Here is a 19220-nt window from a genome sequence, read left to right on the forward strand (position 1 = left end):
TGATCTGACACTATTCAGATATCTTTCTCAACAGAATCGATAAAGTCACTTTATAGAATAAAACGTCACAAAACGCCAATTTCGGGGCCATTTCAACCGGCGAATTTCATTCATCGAATCAATAACTTGAAAGATATTCACATAAAGATCGCGCAATGATGTTGCCTGAGCGTGCGCTTTGCGTCGACCGAGCGCCACTCATCGGCTACAATCCGTTTCACAAATCAGGCAAAGAATACCAACAAAAGGGGCGAGTTTAGCATGGGGTTCTACGATACGGTTTTCAGCGCCTTCGTCACCCTCCTCGTCACCATTGATCCGCCCGGTCTCGCGCCGCTGTTTCTGGCACTCACACCTGGCATGGATCGCAACCATCGCGGACAGGTCGCGCTGCGCGCATCCATCATCGGCTTCATCGTTATGGCGCTGTTTGCGATTGCTGGCGCGCAGATACTCGGCATGTTCGGCATCAGCATCGGCGCCTTCCGTGTCGCAGGTGGCCTGCTTCTCTTCTGGATCGCTTTCGAAATGATTTTCGAAAAGCGAACCGAGCGTAAGGAAAAGAGCGCCGAAGTTGCCATTACCAAGGACCATATCCGCAACGTCGCGGCATTCCCGCTGGCCATTCCGCTGATCGCAGGTCCGGGTGCTATTTCGGCTATCGTGCTGACATCAGATTCTTTTGACGGCATCGGTCCCCGTGCCGCCCTTCTCGGCGTCATAGCCGTCTGTTTGCTGATTACCTACTTCGTGTTGCTGCTCGCAGAACGCGTCGACCGGTTTCTTGGCGAAACCGGCCGTTCTATTCTGACCCGTCTGCTCGGTGTGATCCTCGCAGCGCTCGCAGTTCAGTTTGTGGCAGATGGCGTTAAGACACTCATCAATGGTTAGAGCGCATCCCGAAAAGTGCGAAGCGGTTTTCGGGATGTGCTTTAAGCCGATTTCATCGCCTTCTTTCCAATCATCGCGTGGCGAAGCTTGGACGAGAACCAGTCGATAACAGCGACGGCGATCAGGATCATGATGATCAGGAAGGAAACGTCCTGAAGATTGAGAACCTTGATCTGCTCAGCCAGATGCGCGCCGATGCCGCCTGCCCCAACGATACCGATGATAGTTGCCGAACGGGTATTTGACTCAAAGAAGTAAAGCACCTGACTGCCGATCAGCGGCAGAACCTGCGGCAGCACGCCGAAGCGATAGCCGTGCAGTTTGCTCCCGCCCGATGAGACAACGCCCTCGACCGGCTTCTTGTCTGCGCCTTCAATGGCTTCCGAGAACAACTTGCCGAATGCCCCGAAATCCGAACAGGCAATTGCGAGAATACCGGCAAACGGTCCGAGACCCACAACCGACACCCAGATCAGTGCCCAGATCAGCGTATCGACGCCACGAATGGTATCGAGGAAGCGACGAATGCCGAAATGCAGGAATACATTCGGGATAATGTTCTTGGCAGCAAGAAAGCCGAATGGGAAAGCAAGAATTGCCGCCAGCAATGTGCCGAGATAGGCGATTGCCAGCGTTTCCATCATCGACCACAGATAAAGGCTGAAACGCCCACCGGACGAAGGCGGCATCATCATAAGCGTGAAATCGCCGAGGCGACCCAGGCCATTGAGAATGCGCAGCAGCGAAAAATCGAGCCAGTAGAAAGCGAACCAGACGGAAGCAATCAAAGCTACGGTTAAAATCGCCAGATTTCGCCAGGCACGCGCGCTTCCGAACAATTCGGCATGTTCTGCCCGAAGTTCCTTTTCATGCGCGTGCGCCTCACGGGAGAGACTTTGTGCAATATCGGTCATAATTCTCTCTTTTGTTTGAGCATGATCTTTTCCGAAAACCGGTTCTCACTTTTCGGGATCACGCTCCTCAACCAATACGGCCCAGAAGCGCATGGCGAATACGCTGTGTAATGAGATCGATGGCAACAATGGTCACGATAATCAGAAGCAGAATGGCACTGACATCGCTGTAATAGAACTGGCGGATCGAAGTCAGCAGTTCCTGCCCGATACCGCCCGCACCCACAAAGCCCATAACCGAAGCACCGCGCACGTTGATTTCAAAGCGCAGCAGGCCATAGGACGCAAAATTTGCGGCGACTTGCGGAAGCACGGCGAAGCGGATGACCTGAAAGCCAGAACCACCCGATGCACGAATGCCTTCCACCGGACGCATATCGATGTTCTCAACAACTTCGGAGAACAATTTGCCCAGCGCTCCCGTTGTATGAAGCATCAGCGCCAGCACACCAGCCATCGGCCCAAGACCGAAAGCGATGACGAAAAGCAGCGCGAAGACGATTTCGGGAACCGTACGCAGCAGCTCAAGCCCGCGGCGAACGACGAAACGCACCGTCGAATTGGGAGCCATGTTGGATGACGCCGCAAATGACGCGGCAAAAGCGATGATGCCGCCGATCAATGTTGCCAGATAGGCAATGAGCAGCGTCTCAAACAGCATCTTGAGCCAGCCGCCGAGATTCCAGTACCAGGCAGCGAGATCGCCCCAGAAATTGGCAATCGTCAGATCCGGCAGGATGCGGCCAAGATAGCTTGTAAAGCGAAAGAGATTTTCGACCAGAGTGCCCGGCCGAACATCGGCAACGACGGAGGCAGCAATGGCGACAACGACGAGCGCAAGGAGGAGCGCGATACCGTAGAGACGCCGTTTGCCGACTTCTCTCCGATAATCGGCAAGCAGGCTTTTTGCTCCGTTGCCGTCGAGTGAGGATACCGTCATGCGATCTTTCCTATAAAAATGCCCGGAACGGGTTACGTTCCGGGCACTTCAATTGTTCTACGGATTAAGACTTGCGAGCCTTGTCGTTGAACTTGAGCATCTCGATGATTGGCTCATATTCCTTGGCTTCGGTCGCTACGAATTCCTTATCCTTGCCGTCGGAAAGAGCGTCAAAGCCGGCCTTGTCCTTGGTTGGCATGTCGAGGAAAGCCTGCTTGATGTCAGCCTTGAGCTGATCTGGCAGGGTGCTGAGAACCGCAAATGGGCCTTCTGGAAGGAAGTCCGACTTGAAGATGATGCGGAAATCATCCTTCGTCATTGCCTTGCCGTTTGCATCCTTGAGAACGCCGCGGCTGACCATGCGGGTCAGGTTGGAATCGTCTTCCGAGTTCCAGGAGTTTGCAGCAGCGTCTGCGGTGCCCTGTGCGAGAGCGAGAACTGCGTTTTCGTGGCTGCCAGCAAAGAAGTTCTTACCAAAGAACGTATCGACGCTATAGCCATCGCGGTTCAAGAAGAAGCGTGGCGCGTTGTTGCCCGATGTCGAGTTAGGATCGACGAGAGCAATTGCTTTGCCCTTGAGGTCATCCATCTTCTGGTACGGGCTGTCGGCGCGAACATAAACAACCGAATAATAGCCGTTTACACCAGTGTCATGACGCTGGTTGACGAGCGGAGTGGTTTCAACGCCAGTCATCACAGCGCGGGCGTAGGAAGCCGGGCCATAGAATGCGATCTGAATGTTGCCAGCGCGCTGACCTTCGATAACAGCCGCATAGTCGTTAGCAACGCGCAGCGTAACCTTCGTGCCGAGTTCCTTGCCGAGATAAGCTGCCAGAGGCGCATAACGGTCGGAAGTGGTCGAAGCGTTTTCAGCTGGGATCACGCCCAGAACGATTTCTGGATAATCCTTGCTCCAGTCTGCAGCCTGTGCAGTGGAAGCCATCATCGGCATGGTCAGCGTAGCGGTAAGCGCAGCAGCCGCCAGAAAGTTTCTACGGTTAAGCATAGGTATCTCCTGTTAATCCCTGATTTTGGAGCGTAATTTTTTCCGGAGCTTTGTGCGCTCAGGCGGAAAGCTGGCGCAGAACGGCTTCGGCCGACTGCGGAACTGGCATTGGCATTGTTTCAGCCTGTTCATCGGCATCGATGACGTCATCGGCTTCCATGCCGTAAAGGTCGCGTGATGCCATATCGGTCAGCATCGACGGTGTGCCGCGGAATACGATCTTGCCGGCAGACATGCCGACGAGGCGGTCGCAATAGCTGCGCGCAATATCGAGCGAGTGCAGATTGCATAGAACCGTGATGCCATATTCGCGATTGATGCGACGGAGAGCGTCCATGACGCTGCGGGTATTTCGCGGATCGAGCGATGCAATCGGCTCGTCTGCGAGAATGATGCGCGGCTGCTGAACAAGCGCACGGGCAATGGCCACGCGCTGCTGCTGACCACCCGAAAGCTCATCAGCCCGATGGGCAGCAAGATGCGCAATATCGAATTGCTGCAACGCCGAAAGAGCGATCAGACGCTCTTCATCGCTCCAGATACGCAGGAGCGACTTAGGCGTCGAAACATAGTTGAGACGCCCCATCAAAACATTGGTTAGAACATCAAGACGATCGACCAGATTGAAATGCTGGAAAATCATCGCGCATTGTGCGCGCCAATCGCGCAATCCCGAACCCTTGAGCCCGGTAACGTCGCGACCATCCCAGTGAATTGTTCCCTCTGAAGGCTCAACCAGGCGATTGATCATACGCAGCAGCGTCGACTTTCCCGCGCCCGAGCGACCAATAATCCCAACAAACGAGCCCGGCTCGATCTCGAGGTCAACACCCGAAACCGCCACCTTATCATTATAGCGGCGCGTTACGTTTTTTAGTTGAAGCATGAATTCGTCTCCATTCATGCTCACTATTGATCCGTTCAATGACACTGCAATGAACGGACCATGACGTTTGTGTAAACTTACATTCCGCTTTAAGATTTTAATTTAGGCAATTGTTTTAATGCTCATTTCCTGCAGGTGACGCAGGAAGGCATCTGTGGAAGCAGCGACTTCACCCGAATTGTCTATTATGACGACATCGTCTGCACCGTCATCGAAGCTCACTTCGCGCTTAAGTCGCAAAGCGATTTCTTCTCGACTTTCACGTCCGCGCGATGCAAGCCGCTCTGCGAGTACTTCCGGCCTAGCCGAAATGACGACCACGGACCGTTCCGAATAAAGCCTGCGGATATCGCCAAGTACACGCCGCGAGACATTGGCAATCACCACGATACCGTCGGCGATTTCATCATCAAGCGATTTCGGCAATCCATAGCTCAGGCCATGCGCCTGCCAGTGCAGCGCGAAAGCACCCTCGCCTGCGGCTTTTGTAAATGCTGCTTCATCCAGACTGTCGTGATCTTCCGTGCCCGGCATTTGCGGACGCGTGATGATCCGGCGCACAAAATGAAACCGCGTGTCGCCCGCAAGAGCCACACGCGCTGCATCCATAATCGTGTCTTTGCCGGCCCCACTGGGGCCGACAACGGCAACGAAACAGCCTTTCGGCGTATCGGATTGCATCTGCATCAAAGCACCCGTTCGCCTTCGCGCCAGACAGTGCGCACAACCGGAATTGCACCTTTCGGACGCACACGAACCAAATCGGCACGCTTTCCGATAGCGATTTCGCCGCGATCATCCATAGCCATGGCATCAGCCGGGTTCTTGGTTACGAGGCGGACAGCCTGTGGCAGCGCAATCGGACGCTCCCCCGAAGCAAGGCCGAAAGCCGACTGAATGAGGCTGAACGGAATGTAATCCGAGGACAGAATGTCGAGACTGCCATTATCGACGAGATCGCGTGCAGCGATATTGCCGGAATGCGAGCCACCGCGCACAATATTGGGCGCGCCCATCAGAATGGAAAGGCCTGCACCTTTTGAGGCACTGGCTGCTTCCATCGTGGTCGGAAACTCGGCGATCCGCACACCATGGTCGAGTGATTCATCGACATGCGCGCTGGTCGCATCATCATGGCTGGCCAGCACGATGCTGCGCGCTGCTGCCAGTTCGGCAATGGCGCGACGATGTTTGGCCGAATAGGCGTCCGAATCCGCCATACGCTTCTCACAATGCACCCGGAACTCCTCATCCGTGAGCTTCATCTTGCGCATGTAATAAGTGCGATACGTATTAAGATCAACGAATTGACGCTGTCCCGGTGCATGATCCATCAGCGAAGCGAGTTTAACGCGGTCATCACCTGCGAAAAGCTCGAATGTTTCAAGGCAATCTGCTGAGGATACTTCGCAGCGCAGGTGCAGAAAGTGGTCTGCACGCAGGCGATTTTCCCGAACACCGCTTTCGATGGCGTCAGCAAGCATCCGCATATCCTTGCCCACGAAGTCACGGTCATAATCAGAACCAACGCGCATCGCATCGAAAACTGTCGTGATGCCCGATGCTGCAACCTGTGCATCATGCGCCTGAACCGCTGCATCGACATTCCAGCGCACCTTTGGACGCGGCGCGTAATGGCTTTCCAGCTGATCGGTATGCAGCTCGATGAGGCCCGGAATGACATAATCGCCATCCATGTCATCGCCGCCATTGGTATTGCCCTGATCGATGGCGGCAATTTTGCCATCACGGATCAGGATAGAACCGGAAACGATCTCACCAGCAAGCACGATCTGCGCATTTTTCAGAACGGTTTCATTAGCCATTGGATAGCTCTTTCATGACCGCATTCGCATTGGCGGCCGTTTCATATTTCGAGAGGAATGCTTCGATATCGAGCGCGCGGAAATCATCGAGCGCCTGGCGCAGACGATCATGGCTCCAGTCCCACCAGGCCAGTCGATCCAGACGATTGCCGGTCGCAGCGTCGAAGCGTTCGCGAATGAGACGCGCCGGAACCCCACCAACAATTGTATAGGGCGCCACGTCCCTGCTCACGACAGCTCCGGAACCGACAACCGCACCATTGCCAACCGTCACACCCGGCAAGATGGTGGAGCCATGGCCGAGCCATGTGTCGTGACCGATTTTCACGGCATTGCCGCGACGCCAATCAAAGAACTCCGTCTCATCCTTTTCTTCCGGCCAGTAATCACCGGCGCGATAGGTGAAATGATGCAACGTCGGACGCCATGTCGGATGATTGGTGGCGTTGATACGCACATGGCTGGCGATATTGGAAAACTTACCGATCTCAGCACACCAGATTTCGCAATCGATACCGAGATAGGAATAGTCGTCCAGCACAGTCTCCGAAACACGGCTGCGCGCGCCGATCTCGGTATATCGACCAAGCTTGCTACCGTTTACTTCAGCCGTTTCGTGAACCAGTGGTTCTACCGAGAGCTTGGTCATGCTGCTGCCCTCGGCGAGAAAGCGGTTACGTCGATAATGCGATCAGCAACCTGTTCACGCACATCTTCATCGTGGAAAATGCCAAGCATTGCGACACCTTGCGCCTTCTTGGCCTTGATGAGATCAACAACCACTGCCCTGTTTTTGGCATCGAGCGAAGCGGTCGGCTCATCAAGCAGCAACACCGGATGATCCGTGATGAAACCGCGCGCAATATTCACGCGCTGCTGCTCACCGCCGGAGAAGGTTGCTGGTGGCAATGCCCAGAGCCGTTCCGGCAGGTTGAGCTGCGCGAGCAATTCGCTTGCACGATTGCGAGCAGCATCGCGATCAACACCGCGAGCCACCAATGGCTCCGCAACGACGTCGATTGCCGCCACGCGTGGCAATGTGCGCAGGAACTGGCTGACATAACCAATCGTATCACGCCGAACGGCCAGCACTTCGCGCGGATCGGCTGTTGCCAGATCCACCATACGGTCTTCGTGACGAATGAGGATTGAACCTGCATTCACGGCGTAATTGCCATAGACCATCTTGAGAATGGAGCTCTTACCAGCACCGGAAGGTCCGCCAAGCACGGCGCATTCGCCTACTTCCAGATTGAAGTCCACGCCACTTACGACTGGCAACTGAATGCCACCCTGCAAATGCATCGTGAAAGTCTTCGCCAGACCCGACACGGCCAACGGAGAGGATGTTCTAACTTGTGTCATTTTTCACCTCACATGAAGTTTCGCTAATTTACGAACAACACGCTGCAAACATCTGTTTTAATTTACTAAACCTGCAGAATAGACGACACGAGCAGCTGCGTGTAAGGCGCTTGCGGGTCATCCAGAACGCGGTCAGTCAGGCCCTGTTCGACAATATGGCCGTCTTTCATGACCATGATGCGATGGGACAGAAGACGCGCCACTGCGAGATCGTGGGTCACGATGACAACCGAAAGGCCGAGATCGCTCACCAGACCGCGCAGCAGGTCGAGAAGGCGTGCCTGCACGGACACGTCGAGACCGCCGGTCGGTTCATCCATAAAAACAAGACGCGGAGCCGTGACGAGATTGCGCGCAATCTGGAGACGCTGACGCATACCGCCAGAGAAAGCGCGGGGCTGGTCGTCGATGCGGTCAGCAGCGATTTCGACACGTCCGAGCCATTCAGTTGCCGTGTTGCGAATATTGCCATAATGGCGCTCGCCAACAGCCATCAACCGTTCACCGACATTAGCACCCGCCGAAACGGTCATGCGCAGACCATCCGAAGGATTCTGATGCACGAAGCCCCAGTCGGTACGCATCAGGAAGCGGCGTTCAGCCTCTCCGATCTTGTAAAGATCACGGAACTCGCCATCACGCATCCGGTATTCCACACTGCCCGATGTCGGTTCCAGACGTGTCGCCAGACAGTTGAGCAAAGTCGTCTTGCCCGAACCGGATTCGCCGACGATGGCCAGCACTTCGCCTGGCCACAGCGAGAAATCGATATCCGCACAACCGCGACGACTGCCATAAAACTTCGAGAGATTACTGACTTTCAGCAAAGGTTCGACGCTCATTTCAATACTCATTTCAGGGCTCCCTTGGCTGCGGCCTCATTGTTCGCTGCCAGATGACCAAAGTGACCATTCGCCTGACGATCTTCACAATAATCGGTGTCGGAGCAGACAAACATCGAGCCGCCACGGTCATCGAGCACGACTTCGTCGAGATAGACGCCGCGAGCGCCACACAATGCGCAAGGCTGTTTGAATTTCTGCACTTCGAATGGATGATCCTCGAAATCGAGGCTCACGACATCCGTATAAGGCGGTACGGCATAGATACGCTTTTCACGACCGGCACCAAAAAGCTGCAAAGCTGGCGACATATGCATCTTTGGATTGTCGAACTTGGGCGTCGGCGACGGTGCCATGACATAGCGCCCTTCGATCATCACCGGATAATCATAGGTCTTGGCGATATGGCCGTGGCGCGCGATATCTTCGTAAAGCTTCACATGCATGAGGCCATATTCGGCAAGCGCGTGCATCTTGCGCGTTTCGGTTTCACGCGGCTCCAAAAAACGCAGCGGCTCAGGAATTGGCACCTGATAGACAATCACCTGCCCTTCAGTCAGCGGATACTCAGGAATGCGGTGACGTGTCTGGATGATAGTCGCCTCACCCGTATGGGTGGTCACGGCAACATCGGCAGTTTTCTGGAAGAATGCCCGGATGGAAACGGCATTGGTCGTATCATCAGCGCCCTGATCGATAACTTTGAGCACATCATCCTGACCGAGAATTGCCGCCGTCACCTGCACGCCGCCTGTGCCCCAGCCATAAGGCATCGGCATTTCACGGCTTGCGAACGGAACCTGATAGCCCGGAATAGCAATGGCTTTCAGGATAGCACGACGGATCATCCGCTTTGTCTGCTCGTCCAGATAGGCGAAATTGTAATTGGCTAGATCGCTCATTCTGCTGCTTCCTTGCCTGCGGCAATATTGGCTGCTGCTTCCTTGCCTGTGCCGATATTGGCTGCTGCTTCGGTTGCCAAAACTTCAGTCTCGTTGTTCGCTTGTTCATATTCCGCACGCATACGGCGGATGAGATCAAGCTCGGCCTGAAAGTCCACGTAATGGGGCAATTTCAGATGCTCGACGAAGCCCGTCGACTGCACATTATCGGAATGGGAGATGACGAATTCTTCGTCCTGCGCGGGTGCTGTCACATCCGCATCGAATTCGCGGACACGCAGCGCCCGGTCGCAAAGCGACATCGACATGGCTTTGCGCTCGCTTTGTCCGAACACCAGACCATAGCCACGAGTAAACTGTGGAGCCTGCTTGGACGAGCCTTTGAACTGGCTCACCATCTGGCATTCGGTCAGCTGAACACGGCCAAGCGAAACGGCAAAGCCGAGCTCAGGCACATCGAATTCAACCTCCACCTCGCCAATGCGGATTTCACCGACAAATGGATGCGTGTTGCCATAACCGCGCTGCGTGGAATAACCCAGCGCCAGCAGGAAGCCTTCATCACCGCGCGCCAAAGCCTGCAAGCGCAGATCACGCGGCATCGGGAACGTCCAAGGTTCGCGGGTAAGATCGCCCGGCTCATGCCCTTCCGGCATCGCACCGTCTTCTTCGATCATGCCGTTGACACCGAGAATATCGGTCACGCGTGGCGTTTCTTCAGGCTCAGTCGCACGCACTTCCGGCTCGGGAACACTGACATCACCCGCCAGTTCCGGATCAAGCAGACGATGCGTGTAGTCAAATGTCGGTCCCAACAGCTGCCCGCCGGGCAGATCTTTATAGGTGGCCGAAATGCGGCGTTCGATCAGCATATTCGCGGTCTCAAGGGGTAGCGAATAGCCAAAACGCGGCAGGGTTGTGCGGTAGGCACGAACCAGAAAGATTGCCTCAATCAGATCGCCCCGCGACTGGCGCACGGCAAGTGCTGCGAGTTCTCGGTCATAAAGCGAACCTTCGGCCATGACGCGATCAACGGCGAGACCCAGCTGTTCGGCAATTTGGTCAAGACGCAACGCCGGAACCGAGCGGTCGCCACGACGGCGATCATCAAGCAGACGGTGGGCATTGCGGATGGCGGTTTCACCGCCCTTTACAGCAACATACATGGATCAATCCTCCAAACTTGCTATACGCGTGGTGCGGGGAAGCGCTGCGACTTTGCCGTCAGCGACGAGCACCAGATCGATACCCAGCGGAAACAACACGCCATTTTCACGCCACTGCGCAGCAAAATCCTGCGGCAAACCATCAACAGTCAGCACAGTTTCATCCTTGATGCCCGGGCCTTTGAGGCTGAAACCCTGCCCACTCGTCAACGACGAAACTGCTAGAACAACAGTCGTCGAACGATCCGGAAATTCAGGGTCTCCCTGCGCGAAGGAAGCAAGTGCCGGCAACGATTGCGCATCCGTTACAAGTGCGAACTGCGCTTTCGACTGATCGCCGACGATTGGTGCACCGGTATGGAATGTCAGCCATGCCGTTGCGTCCTGATTGGCTGCTATTTCAGCATCGACCCAGACGCTTGCGTCGTGATCAAGAAGCGTTGCTGCGATCAGGCCAAGCTCAGGCGTAAGCGGCTTTGATGGCACAGCCGCACTAGGCAGCGAATGGATACGACCAGGATTGGCCATTGCGTGCATGACTGCATGAAACGCCGACTGCGCTTCATTGACTGGATCAGCCAGTCCGCCTTCAAATGCAGAAGAAGAATGGAGCATCAGTTATCTCCCCGAACCATTGTGAAGAAATCGACCTTCGTGGCAGCAGCTTCGCCGCGCCGTTTTGCATCCGCAGTATCGACACGACCACGCAATGCATTGAGCACGCTGCTTTCGATCGCATCGCGGGTGGCCTCATCGAGCCAGAGCGCATCAAACAGTGCAGCCAGCTTCGCCTTTTCCTGATCACGTCCCAGCGCATAGGAGTGCCCAACCGAGCCATTCGCCAGACGAACAGTTGCGCGGGTGACGGTTGCCTCGCCAACATTGAACGGAGCACCGCCACCGCCAATACTACCGCGCATCATAACAAGTCCGGTTTCCGGACCACGCAAAACTTCAAATTCAGGCTTGTCTGCCCAGTTCTGCCAGAACGTTTTCAATTCTTCGCCGCTTGCGCGAGCGAGGAGCGCCATACTGGCCTGACGTGCTGCTTGCGTTGCATCCGGCGCCAAATTGCTTCCAGCGGTGGAGCCACCTCCACTTTCAACTGTGCTGTGCCGCGTAGTATGCCCCGTCGTGTTCATGAGCTTATCCGCCCTATCTAATCCGGTTGACTTGATCGCCTTAATTGTCTATTCATATAGACAACTATACAATACCAGAATGAATACACCCTGCCAATGACAGGACGATGACAATTGACGACAAAGGCGCAGATGAAAAAGAGCGGACGGATTGAGAGAAACAGCGGTGTAGCCATCTGGCGGCAGATTGCCGACGAGATACGCGGCGACATCATGGCCGGGAAACTTGCTACGGGCGCGCGTATGCCAGCCGAAATGGACCTGGCAGAACGATTTGGCGTCAATCGCCATACGGTGCGCAGCGCAATTGCGGCTCTTACGCAGGAAGGCGTATTGCGCGCGGAACAAGGACGCGGCACCTTTATCGCCAATGCAAAACGCCTCACCTACCAGATCGGGCGCCGCACGCGTATTTCACAATCGCTGGCTTCGCAGGTACGCGACATGAAGGGCGCATTGCTCGCTTCCGACACAGTGCCCGCTTCTCAAGACATAGCCGAAGCTCTTGCGATTGAGATCGGTTCACCTGTTACGCAACTGGAAACCTTACACAGTGCCGACGGACGCCCTGTGTCGCGCGCTACACTTTGGATTAGCGCCGAAAAATTTCCGGAAATCACTACGGACTATGCAGAGAGTGGTTCTGTCACCGTGGCGTTCAGAAAAGCAGGTCTTACGGATTATTTCCGCAAATCGACAATCATATCCGCCCGACATGCAGATTCGGATGATCTGAAACATTTGAAACTTTCGCCAGGCGCCATTGTGCTGACAGCCAAGGCTATCAATGTGAACACAGATGGGGAACCGATCCAATATTCGCTCACCCGGTTCTCTGCCGACAATATGGAATTCTCAATCGAGACTTATCCCGGCGACCCTCAGATGAATGACATGAACTAGATCATACTAATTCAGATACTGCTAAAAGCGACCCAGAAGCGGCTTTAATCACGCACTAGTGGTCTGATTCTAACATTTGCTCAGCATAAGTGTCAGCCGGGATTCAAACGACAAACTCAATCCACGAGTGCGCCGTGCGCCCTTTTTGGCGCACAAAAGTCGCTCTAACACTTTATATTTACAGCATAGTTTTACCTTAAACTGATTCAAGTTTAAGGAATTATTCTGTAACTAATTCAGGCAGGAAAACGCCGATGACAGTGACTATTTTTCACAACCCGAAATGCGGCACTTCGCGCAATACGTTGGCAATCATCCGCGCCAGCGGTGAAGAACCAGTCATCATCGAATATGTACAAAACCCGCCTACACGGGAACGTCTGACAGGGCTTCTGGCGGCCATGAATGTAAAGCCGCGGGAATTGTTGCGCGAGAAAGGCACACCTTATGTCGAACTCAACTTGTCTGACCCGAAATGGAGCGATGACGCGCTGATCGACTTCATGATGGCTCATCCAATCCTGATCAATCGGCCTATTGTAGAAACACCGCTCGGCACGAGACTATGCCGCCCTTCAGAACTGGTTCTGCCTCTTCTGGAAAATCCCGTTGCTTCATTCACGAAAGAAGACGGCGAGCAGATCACATATCCGGATAGACCACACTGATAAGCCTCTTTAGAGCGGTTTCTGTTAAAACCGAATCATTGGAACTGCTCTATCTCTTTGTTTTTACGCGCATCTTGTTCCCAAAACCGGTTCGCACTTGTGAGGATGCGCTTTAAATGCGCTCCTAGTTTGTGCTGTCTTTGATTTTGGCCGCTAACAACCAATAGAAAAGGCGCTGTAAAAACAGCGCCTTATCGTGTTTATCTTATAAAGCAGATTATATCCGCTCTCAGAATGGAATTTCGTCGTCGAGATCGCGGGAGAAACCACCGCCGCCGCCACCCTGATTGGATGGGCCGGAGGAACCGAAATCACCGCCGCCGCCGGAATAATCCGACATCTGGTTGCGATTGCCACCGCCACCACCGCCGAATGAGCGACCTTCGCCGCCGCCTTCACCACGGCCATCGAGCATCTGAAGCTCGCCGCGGAACTTCTGCAACACGATTTCGGTGCTGTAGCGGTCGTTGCCGTTCTGGTCCTGCCACTTGCGGGTCTGGAGCGCGCCTTCGATATAAACCTTGGCACCCTTTTTCAGATACTGCTCGGCAACCTTGGCAAGATTTTCGTTGAAAATGACAACGCTGTGCCATTCGGTACGATCCTTGCGTTCGCCGGTCTGACGGTCGCGCCAGCTTTCCGAAGTCGCAATGCGCAGATTGGCGATCTGATCACCTGAATTGAGGCGACGAATTTCAGGATCGGCACCAAGATTGCCGACCAGAATGACTTTGTTGACGCTACCAGCCATCGAAAACTTACTCCGGGTCTCGCAAGCACGCCTTCCCGCACGTCTTCATCCAGACTTCATCCAGATTTATCCAGACAAGGGGTGCTTTCCAAAATAAAGATCAGGCGCAACCATGCGCCATCACCAGAAACTCAGCAAACACTCTACAACAGCCACTCTCCATGCGCTCTCATTGGAGGGGCTATTTTAATAGTGTTCCACAGAAGTTATGTTCTTGTTTTGTTCAAAACGCAATAACTACTGACAATTTTCAGCAGATAATTCTTGAGAGAACAGAGATAAGCCCTGCCGCTCACTGTTTATTAGGCGCGCAGGGCTTGGGGTTGAGCAATGCTCTTATATCGACAGTACTTCGCCGATAAATCTAATCGGAAATCTGAGGTACGAGACCATATTTCCGCGCATGTTTTAAATTTTCTGCAATTACCTGTTTCAATCAAAAATGCATCATTCCTTGCAGATGAGGCAGCTATGACCGCAAGCAATTGTGCTTTCATCAATATGAAAGCTAGGCAACGTAGTCAGGTGGACTCATGCTCCTTTACCTCCCTGTTGCGTTGGCTCGACTGACTGGGACCTCTTGTCGATATCGTTTCATCCCTTCCGATATCTCCCCATTCAGCGAGTAAATGTAGTCTGCTCCTGTCAGGAGTAACAGTCAACGCTCTTGCGTTCACATTTCGTATCGCCTATCAGAAGGCTGGTTGTTCGATCTTTGTTCTGGTGCTAAATCTGCATCGAACGATTGACCGGCCCCCTTTCCCTGGAAGGGGTTCATCCCCATATTATGGAGCGGCGCGACGTATATCGGCGCCCGAACACTCCATGACATGACCAAACAGGCAGGACGCGGAATGAGCGATCAGAAATTCATTTCCATACGTGGCGCGCGTGAACACAATCTGAAAAATGTCGACCTAGATCTGCCACGCGACAAGCTGATCGTGATGACAGGTCTCTCAGGCTCCGGCAAATCATCGCTGGCCTTCGATACGATCTATGCGGAAGGTCAGCGCCGCTATGTCGAAAGCCTTTCGGCTTATGCGCGCCAGTTCCTTGAGATGATGCAGAAGCCGGATGTCGATCAGATCGACGGTCTGTCCCCTGCCATCTCCATCGAACAGAAGACGACAAGCCGCAATCCGCGCTCGACTGTCGGCACCGTCACTGAAATCTACGACTATATGCGCCTGCTTTTCGCGCGTGTGGGCGTACCTTATTCGCCAGCCACCGGCCTGCCGATTGAGAGCCAGACAGTCAGCCAGATGGTTGATCGGGTTTTGACATTTGAGGAAGGCACGCGACTTTATATCCTCGCGCCTATCGTTCGCGGTCGTAAAGGCGAATACAAGAAAGAGCTGGCCGAGCTTCAGAAAAAGGGGTTTCAGCGTGTGAAGGTCGATGGCACCTTCTATGAAATCGCTGACGTTCCAGCCCTCGACAAGAAGTACAAGCACGATATTGATGTGGTCGTGGACCGTGTTGTGGTACGCGCTGATCTCTCGACCCGCCTCGCCGACAGCCTTGAAACCTGCCTCAAGCTCGCTGAAGGTCTGGCGATCGCCGAATTTGCCGACAAGCCACTGCCGCCGGAAGAAACTGCCGGAGGTGGTGCCGCGAACAAATCGGCCAACGAGACACATGAACGCGTAATGTTCTCGGAAAAATTCGCCTGCCCTGTTTCCGGCTTTACAATCCCGGAAATCGAGCCGCGCCTGTTTTCCTTCAACAATCCGTTTGGCGCCTGTCCGACCTGTGACGGCCTGGGCACGCAGCAGGCAATCGATCCAAACCTGATTGTTCCAGATGTGAATGCTGCCCTGAAAGATGGAGCGATTGCGCCCTGGGCTCGCTCATCTTCGCCTTATTATAATCAGACGCTCGAAGCGCTCGGCAAAGCCTATGGTTTTAAGGTCAGTGCCAAGTGGTCGGATCTTTCCGGTGAAGCACAGGACGCCATTCTCTATGGCACTAAGGGCAAGGAAATCACCTTCCAGTATGATGATGGCCTGCGTTCCTATCAGACCACCAAGGCTTTTGAAGGTGTGATTCCCAATCTCGAGCGCCGCTGGAAAGAAACCGATTCGGCATGGTCGCGCGAAGAAATCGAACGCTTCATGTCTTCGACGCCCTGCCCGGCCTGTAAAGGCTTTCGCCTGAAGCCGGAAGCGCTGGCGGTGAAGGTTGGCATGAAACATATCGGTGAAATCACCAGCATGTCGATCCGTAATGCGGATCAGTGGTTCCGCGATGTCGATGGCACATTCAACGACAAGCAGCGCGAAATAGCTGCCCGTATTCTCAAGGAAATCCGCGAACGTCTGGAATTCCTCAACGATGTTGGTCTCGACTATCTGACACTGGCACGCAATTCCGGCACGCTTTCGGGTGGTGAAAGCCAGCGTATTCGCCTTGCCTCACAAATCGGCTCCGGTCTGACTGGTGTGCTTTACGTGCTCGATGAGCCGTCCATTGGCTTGCATCAGCGCGACAATGCCCGCCTTCTCGACACACTTCGTCACCTACGCGATCTCGGCAATACCGTTATCGTCGTCGAACACGATGAAGATGCGATCCTGACAGCAGACTATGTGGTCGATATCGGCCCTGCAGCTGGTGTTCATGGCGGCAAGATCATCGCGCAGGGCACGCCGAAAGACGTTATGTCCAACCCGAATTCGCTCACCGGCAAATATCTGTCGGGTGCGATGGAAGTAGCTGTTCCCGCTGAGCGCCGCAAGCTAACCAAGAACAAGCGCATCCGCGTTGTCGGCGCGCGTGGCAACAATCTGAAGGATGTTTCAGCGGATATTCCGCTTGGCACATTTACAGCCGTTACCGGTGTCTCGGGTGGTGGTAAATCAACATTCCTGATCGAAACGCTGTTCAAGGCCGCTTCGCGCCGTATCATGGGCTCGCGCGAACATCCGGCGGAGCATGACCGCATCGAAGGGCTCGAATTCCTTGATAAAGTCATCGACATCGATCAGTCGCCGATTGGCCGCACGCCGCGTTCCAACCCGGCGACCTATACCGGCGCGTTTACACCGATGCGCGATTGGTTCGCTGGTCTGCCGGAAGCCAAGGCTCGCGGTTATCAGCCCGGACGCTTCTCGTTCAACGTGAAAGGTGGACGCTGTGAGGCCTGCCAAGGCGATGGCGTCATCAAGATTGAGATGCACTTCCTGCCGGATGTCTATGTCACCTGTGATGTCTGTCACGGCAAGCGCTACAACCGCGAAACGCTGGAAGTGCAGTTCAAAGGCAAGTCGATTGCCGATGTTCTCGACATGACGGTTGAGGAAGGCGCTGAGTTCTTCTCCGCAGTTCCAGCCGTGCGTGACAAGCTTGAAACGCTGGTGAAGGTTGGCCTCGGCTATATCAAGGTCGGTCAGCAGGCAACGACACTTTCGGGTGGTGAAGCGCAGCGCGTGAAACTCGCCAAGGAACTGTCGCGCCGCGCAACGGGTCGCACACTCTATATTCTTGACGAGCCGACAACCGGCCTGCACTTCCACGACGTTGCAAAGCTTCTCGAAGTGCTGCACGAGCTGGTCGAACAGGGCAATACGGTTGTGGTCATCGAGCACAATCTCGAAGTCATCAAGACTGCCGACTGGGTTATCGATCTTGGTCCGGAAGGTGGTGATGGCGGCGGCGAGATCGTGGCAGTTGGACGTCCGGAAGATATCGTGAAGGAAAAGCGCTCTTATACAGGCCAGTTCCTGAAAGAACTGCTGGAGCGACGCCCAAAGGGCAAAGCAGAAGCTGCTGAATAATTATCTAGCCGGGCAATGCCCGGCTTTTTTTATTCTACAAGACCAACAACTGGCCCATATCCGCCATGCCACGAGATATCGTTTCTCCCCATGGCTGGATTGTAAATTCCAGCACCGCCACCACCGTCGAGGAACAGTGCGTTCGCGCATTTCAGCTCGTCTCGAAACAGTGACGCGAAATCATAGAAATTCACCGCATCTTCGCTGATGGCAAAGCGGATGGTCTCATCGGCGCAAACACCAACACCACTTCTGCGGGTCCGGTCCGTCGATCCTTTGATCAGAATCGGATTGAGCTTGTTCTGAATGACCAGCATCGGTCCGGATTGAGTCGCAAAGCGCGCCTGCGGCCGACGTTTCAAAAACCTGTCGGTCGAAACAATGCCGGCGCTGTCATCACTAAAATAGAAAACACCATTGGGCTTTTTATAGAAGTTCGGAACTGGGCCAGACGCGCGCTGAGGCACTTTCGTATCGGCAGCAACCAGTTCCTGCCCGTCCTCGACATAGAGCCCCATAGGCGCGAAATCTTCCCTGTACATTCCCGCATTAAACGCGAACGACAGCGTTTTGCCTTGTGCAGCCTCAGCATCCGCAACTTTCGAGAAATTGCGATAAGGCTCGCCATCTGCGCCCTTCCAGAACAGACGCAGGTTTTCTTTGGCCTTCACCGTACAGATGATGAATTTGGTGTCCTGAAAGACCTGCTCGCCACAGCTTTCCGCTTGCGAGGATTGGATACCGAAAAGGAGCCCTGCGAAGCCAATAACCGGGAGAGCCATACTCATTTTACGAAAGCGCATCGCGAAACCTCCCAATCGAAACCATAGACCGTAGAAATGAAAAAAGCCCGGTCAAACCGGGCCTTCTCGCATAACTGATCGCGATCATGCCGCGCCAGTTCATAAGGATTAGCCGTTAACGGCATCCTTCAGGCCCTTGCCAGCCGAGAACTTCGGCACGTTGCGGGCAGGAATAGCAACTTCCATACCGGTCGAAGGGTTACGGCCAGTCGAAGCTGCGCGATGCGAAACGGAGAAAACGCCGAAGCCTGGCAGGCGTACTTCTTCGCCAGCCTTGAGAGCACCGGTGACAGCTGCGAGTACAGCGTCAACAGCAGTTCCTGCGTCGGCCTTAGTCAAACCGCCCTTTTCCGCTACTGCGGCGACCAATTCGTTCTTGTTCATAGGCATTTCCTTTCTTTATCTACCGGAACGAATAACGCGACCGGATTGGGTG

The 19220-nt window shown here is 54.4% G+C and carries 20 protein-coding genes; 4 read left to right on the plus strand and 16 right to left on the minus strand.

Translation table 11 applies throughout. The features are described from left to right. The first annotated feature begins 261 nt into the window (after positions 1-261). Complete coding sequence (locus ABWV94_RS03175) at positions 262-891, plus strand: MarC family protein (protein WP_113498443.1); 630 nt, start codon at positions 262-264, stop codon at positions 889-891. 41 nt (positions 892-932) lie between these two features. Here the strand turns inward: ABWV94_RS03175 and phnE (ABWV94_RS03180) are convergent, their stop codons facing one another. The 13 genes from phnE (ABWV94_RS03180) to phnG form a co-directional block, all read right to left on the minus strand. Beyond that, on the minus strand, positions 933-1805 hold the full coding sequence (phnE, locus tag ABWV94_RS03180; RefSeq protein ID WP_113498445.1) for a phosphonate ABC transporter, permease protein PhnE: 873 nt from the start codon (positions 1803-1805) through the stop codon (positions 933-935). A gap of 67 nt (positions 1806-1872) precedes the next feature. After that, the gene (gene phnE, locus ABWV94_RS03185; protein WP_024897149.1) at positions 1873-2745 is read right to left on the minus strand and encodes a phosphonate ABC transporter, permease protein PhnE; all 873 of its coding nucleotides are present in this window, start codon (positions 2743-2745) and stop codon (positions 1873-1875) included. 64 nt (positions 2746-2809) lie between these two features. Beyond that, on the minus strand, positions 2810-3751 hold the full coding sequence (phnD, locus tag ABWV94_RS03190) for a phosphonate ABC transporter substrate-binding protein (RefSeq protein WP_007875077.1): 942 nt from the start codon (positions 3749-3751) through the stop codon (positions 2810-2812). 58 nt (positions 3752-3809) lie between these two features. Then, entirely contained in the window at positions 3810-4637 is an 828-nt protein-coding gene (phnC, locus tag ABWV94_RS03195) for a phosphonate ABC transporter ATP-binding protein (RefSeq protein ID WP_064320649.1), read from the minus strand. Between the two features lie 102 nt (positions 4638-4739). Then, complete coding sequence (phnN, locus tag ABWV94_RS03200) at positions 4740-5318, minus strand: phosphonate metabolism protein/1,5-bisphosphokinase (PRPP-forming) PhnN (RefSeq protein ID WP_007875085.1); 579 nt, start codon at positions 5316-5318, stop codon at positions 4740-4742. A 5-nt stretch (positions 5319-5323) separates the two neighbouring features. Then, positions 5324-6463 carry an alpha-D-ribose 1-methylphosphonate 5-triphosphate diphosphatase gene (locus ABWV94_RS03205; protein ID WP_113498447.1) on the minus strand — a complete coding sequence of 380 codons (1140 nt, stop codon included), beginning with the start codon at positions 6461-6463 and terminating at the stop codon, positions 5324-5326. Then, positions 6456-7112, minus strand: a complete 657-nt coding sequence (locus ABWV94_RS03210) for a DapH/DapD/GlmU-related protein (protein ID WP_113498449.1) — start codon at positions 7110-7112, stop codon at positions 6456-6458. Before ABWV94_RS03210 ends, ABWV94_RS03205 begins: the two co-directional genes overlap by 8 nt. Beyond that, positions 7109-7828 carry a phosphonate C-P lyase system protein PhnL gene (phnL, locus tag ABWV94_RS03215; RefSeq protein WP_113498451.1) on the minus strand — a complete coding sequence of 240 codons (720 nt, stop codon included), beginning with the start codon at positions 7826-7828 and terminating at the stop codon, positions 7109-7111. The genes ABWV94_RS03210 and phnL overlap by 4 nt, the downstream gene beginning before the upstream one ends. 65 nt (positions 7829-7893) lie before the next feature. Then, the gene (gene phnK / locus ABWV94_RS03220) at positions 7894-8670 is read right to left on the minus strand and encodes a phosphonate C-P lyase system protein PhnK (RefSeq protein ID WP_007875095.1); all 777 of its coding nucleotides are present in this window, start codon (positions 8668-8670) and stop codon (positions 7894-7896) included. A gap of 8 nt (positions 8671-8678) precedes the next feature. Further along, entirely contained in the window at positions 8679-9572 is an 894-nt protein-coding gene (locus ABWV94_RS03225; RefSeq protein WP_007875096.1) for an alpha-D-ribose 1-methylphosphonate 5-phosphate C-P-lyase PhnJ, read from the minus strand. Continuing rightward, entirely contained in the window at positions 9569-10738 is a 1170-nt protein-coding gene (locus ABWV94_RS03230) for a carbon-phosphorus lyase complex subunit (RefSeq protein WP_105518596.1), read from the minus strand. The genes ABWV94_RS03225 and ABWV94_RS03230 overlap by 4 nt, the downstream gene beginning before the upstream one ends. A 3-nt stretch (positions 10739-10741) precedes the next feature. Next, complete coding sequence (phnH, locus tag ABWV94_RS03235) at positions 10742-11353, minus strand: phosphonate C-P lyase system protein PhnH (protein WP_079211930.1); 612 nt, start codon at positions 11351-11353, stop codon at positions 10742-10744. Then, positions 11353-11880, minus strand: coding sequence for a phosphonate C-P lyase system protein PhnG (phnG, locus tag ABWV94_RS03240; RefSeq protein ID WP_113498453.1), 528 nt, complete (start codon positions 11878-11880; stop codon positions 11353-11355). The genes phnH and phnG overlap by 1 nt, the downstream gene beginning before the upstream one ends. A 132-nt stretch (positions 11881-12012) precedes the next feature. Here phnG and phnF point away from each other — a divergent pair, with 132 nt between their 5' ends. Together phnF and arsC are read left to right on the plus strand one after the other, a co-directional pair. Continuing rightward, positions 12013-12783, plus strand: coding sequence for a phosphonate metabolism transcriptional regulator PhnF (gene phnF / locus ABWV94_RS03245; protein WP_039859800.1), 771 nt, complete (start codon positions 12013-12015; stop codon positions 12781-12783). Positions 12784-13037: 254 nt separating this feature from the next. Then, positions 13038-13451 (plus strand): arsenate reductase (glutaredoxin), encoded by a 414-nt coding sequence (gene arsC, locus ABWV94_RS03250; RefSeq protein WP_113498454.1) that lies wholly within the window; start codon positions 13038-13040, stop codon positions 13449-13451. A 229-nt stretch (positions 13452-13680) separates the two neighbouring features. Here the strand turns inward: arsC and ssb are convergent, their stop codons facing one another. Continuing rightward, positions 13681-14202, minus strand: coding sequence for a single-stranded DNA-binding protein (ssb, locus tag ABWV94_RS03255; RefSeq protein WP_079211933.1), 522 nt, complete (start codon positions 14200-14202; stop codon positions 13681-13683). Between the two features lie 854 nt (positions 14203-15056). On the opposite strand from ssb, the gene uvrA reads away from it, so the two are divergent. Next, a complete protein-coding gene (uvrA, locus tag ABWV94_RS03260; protein WP_113498455.1) occupies positions 15057-17981 on the plus strand; it encodes an excinuclease ABC subunit UvrA in 2925 nt (974 codons plus the stop codon). 29 nt (positions 17982-18010) lie between these two features. Here the strand turns inward: uvrA and ABWV94_RS03265 are convergent, their stop codons facing one another. Together ABWV94_RS03265 and ABWV94_RS03270 are read right to left on the minus strand one after the other, a co-directional pair. Beyond that, positions 18011-18784: a phosphodiester glycosidase family protein gene (locus tag ABWV94_RS03265; RefSeq protein WP_502905149.1), complete on the minus strand. Its 774-nt coding sequence runs from the start codon at positions 18782-18784 to the stop codon at positions 18011-18013. A 108-nt stretch (positions 18785-18892) separates the two neighbouring features. Beyond that, positions 18893-19168 carry an HU family DNA-binding protein gene (locus ABWV94_RS03270; protein ID WP_007875106.1) on the minus strand — a complete coding sequence of 92 codons (276 nt, stop codon included), beginning with the start codon at positions 19166-19168 and terminating at the stop codon, positions 18893-18895. Between the last annotated feature and the right edge of the window lie 52 nt (positions 19169-19220).

This window comes from Brucella sp. NBRC 12953 (assembly GCF_040369775.1).
GTDB classification, from domain to species: Bacteria; Pseudomonadota; Alphaproteobacteria; order Rhizobiales; family Rhizobiaceae; genus Brucella; species Brucella pseudogrignonensis.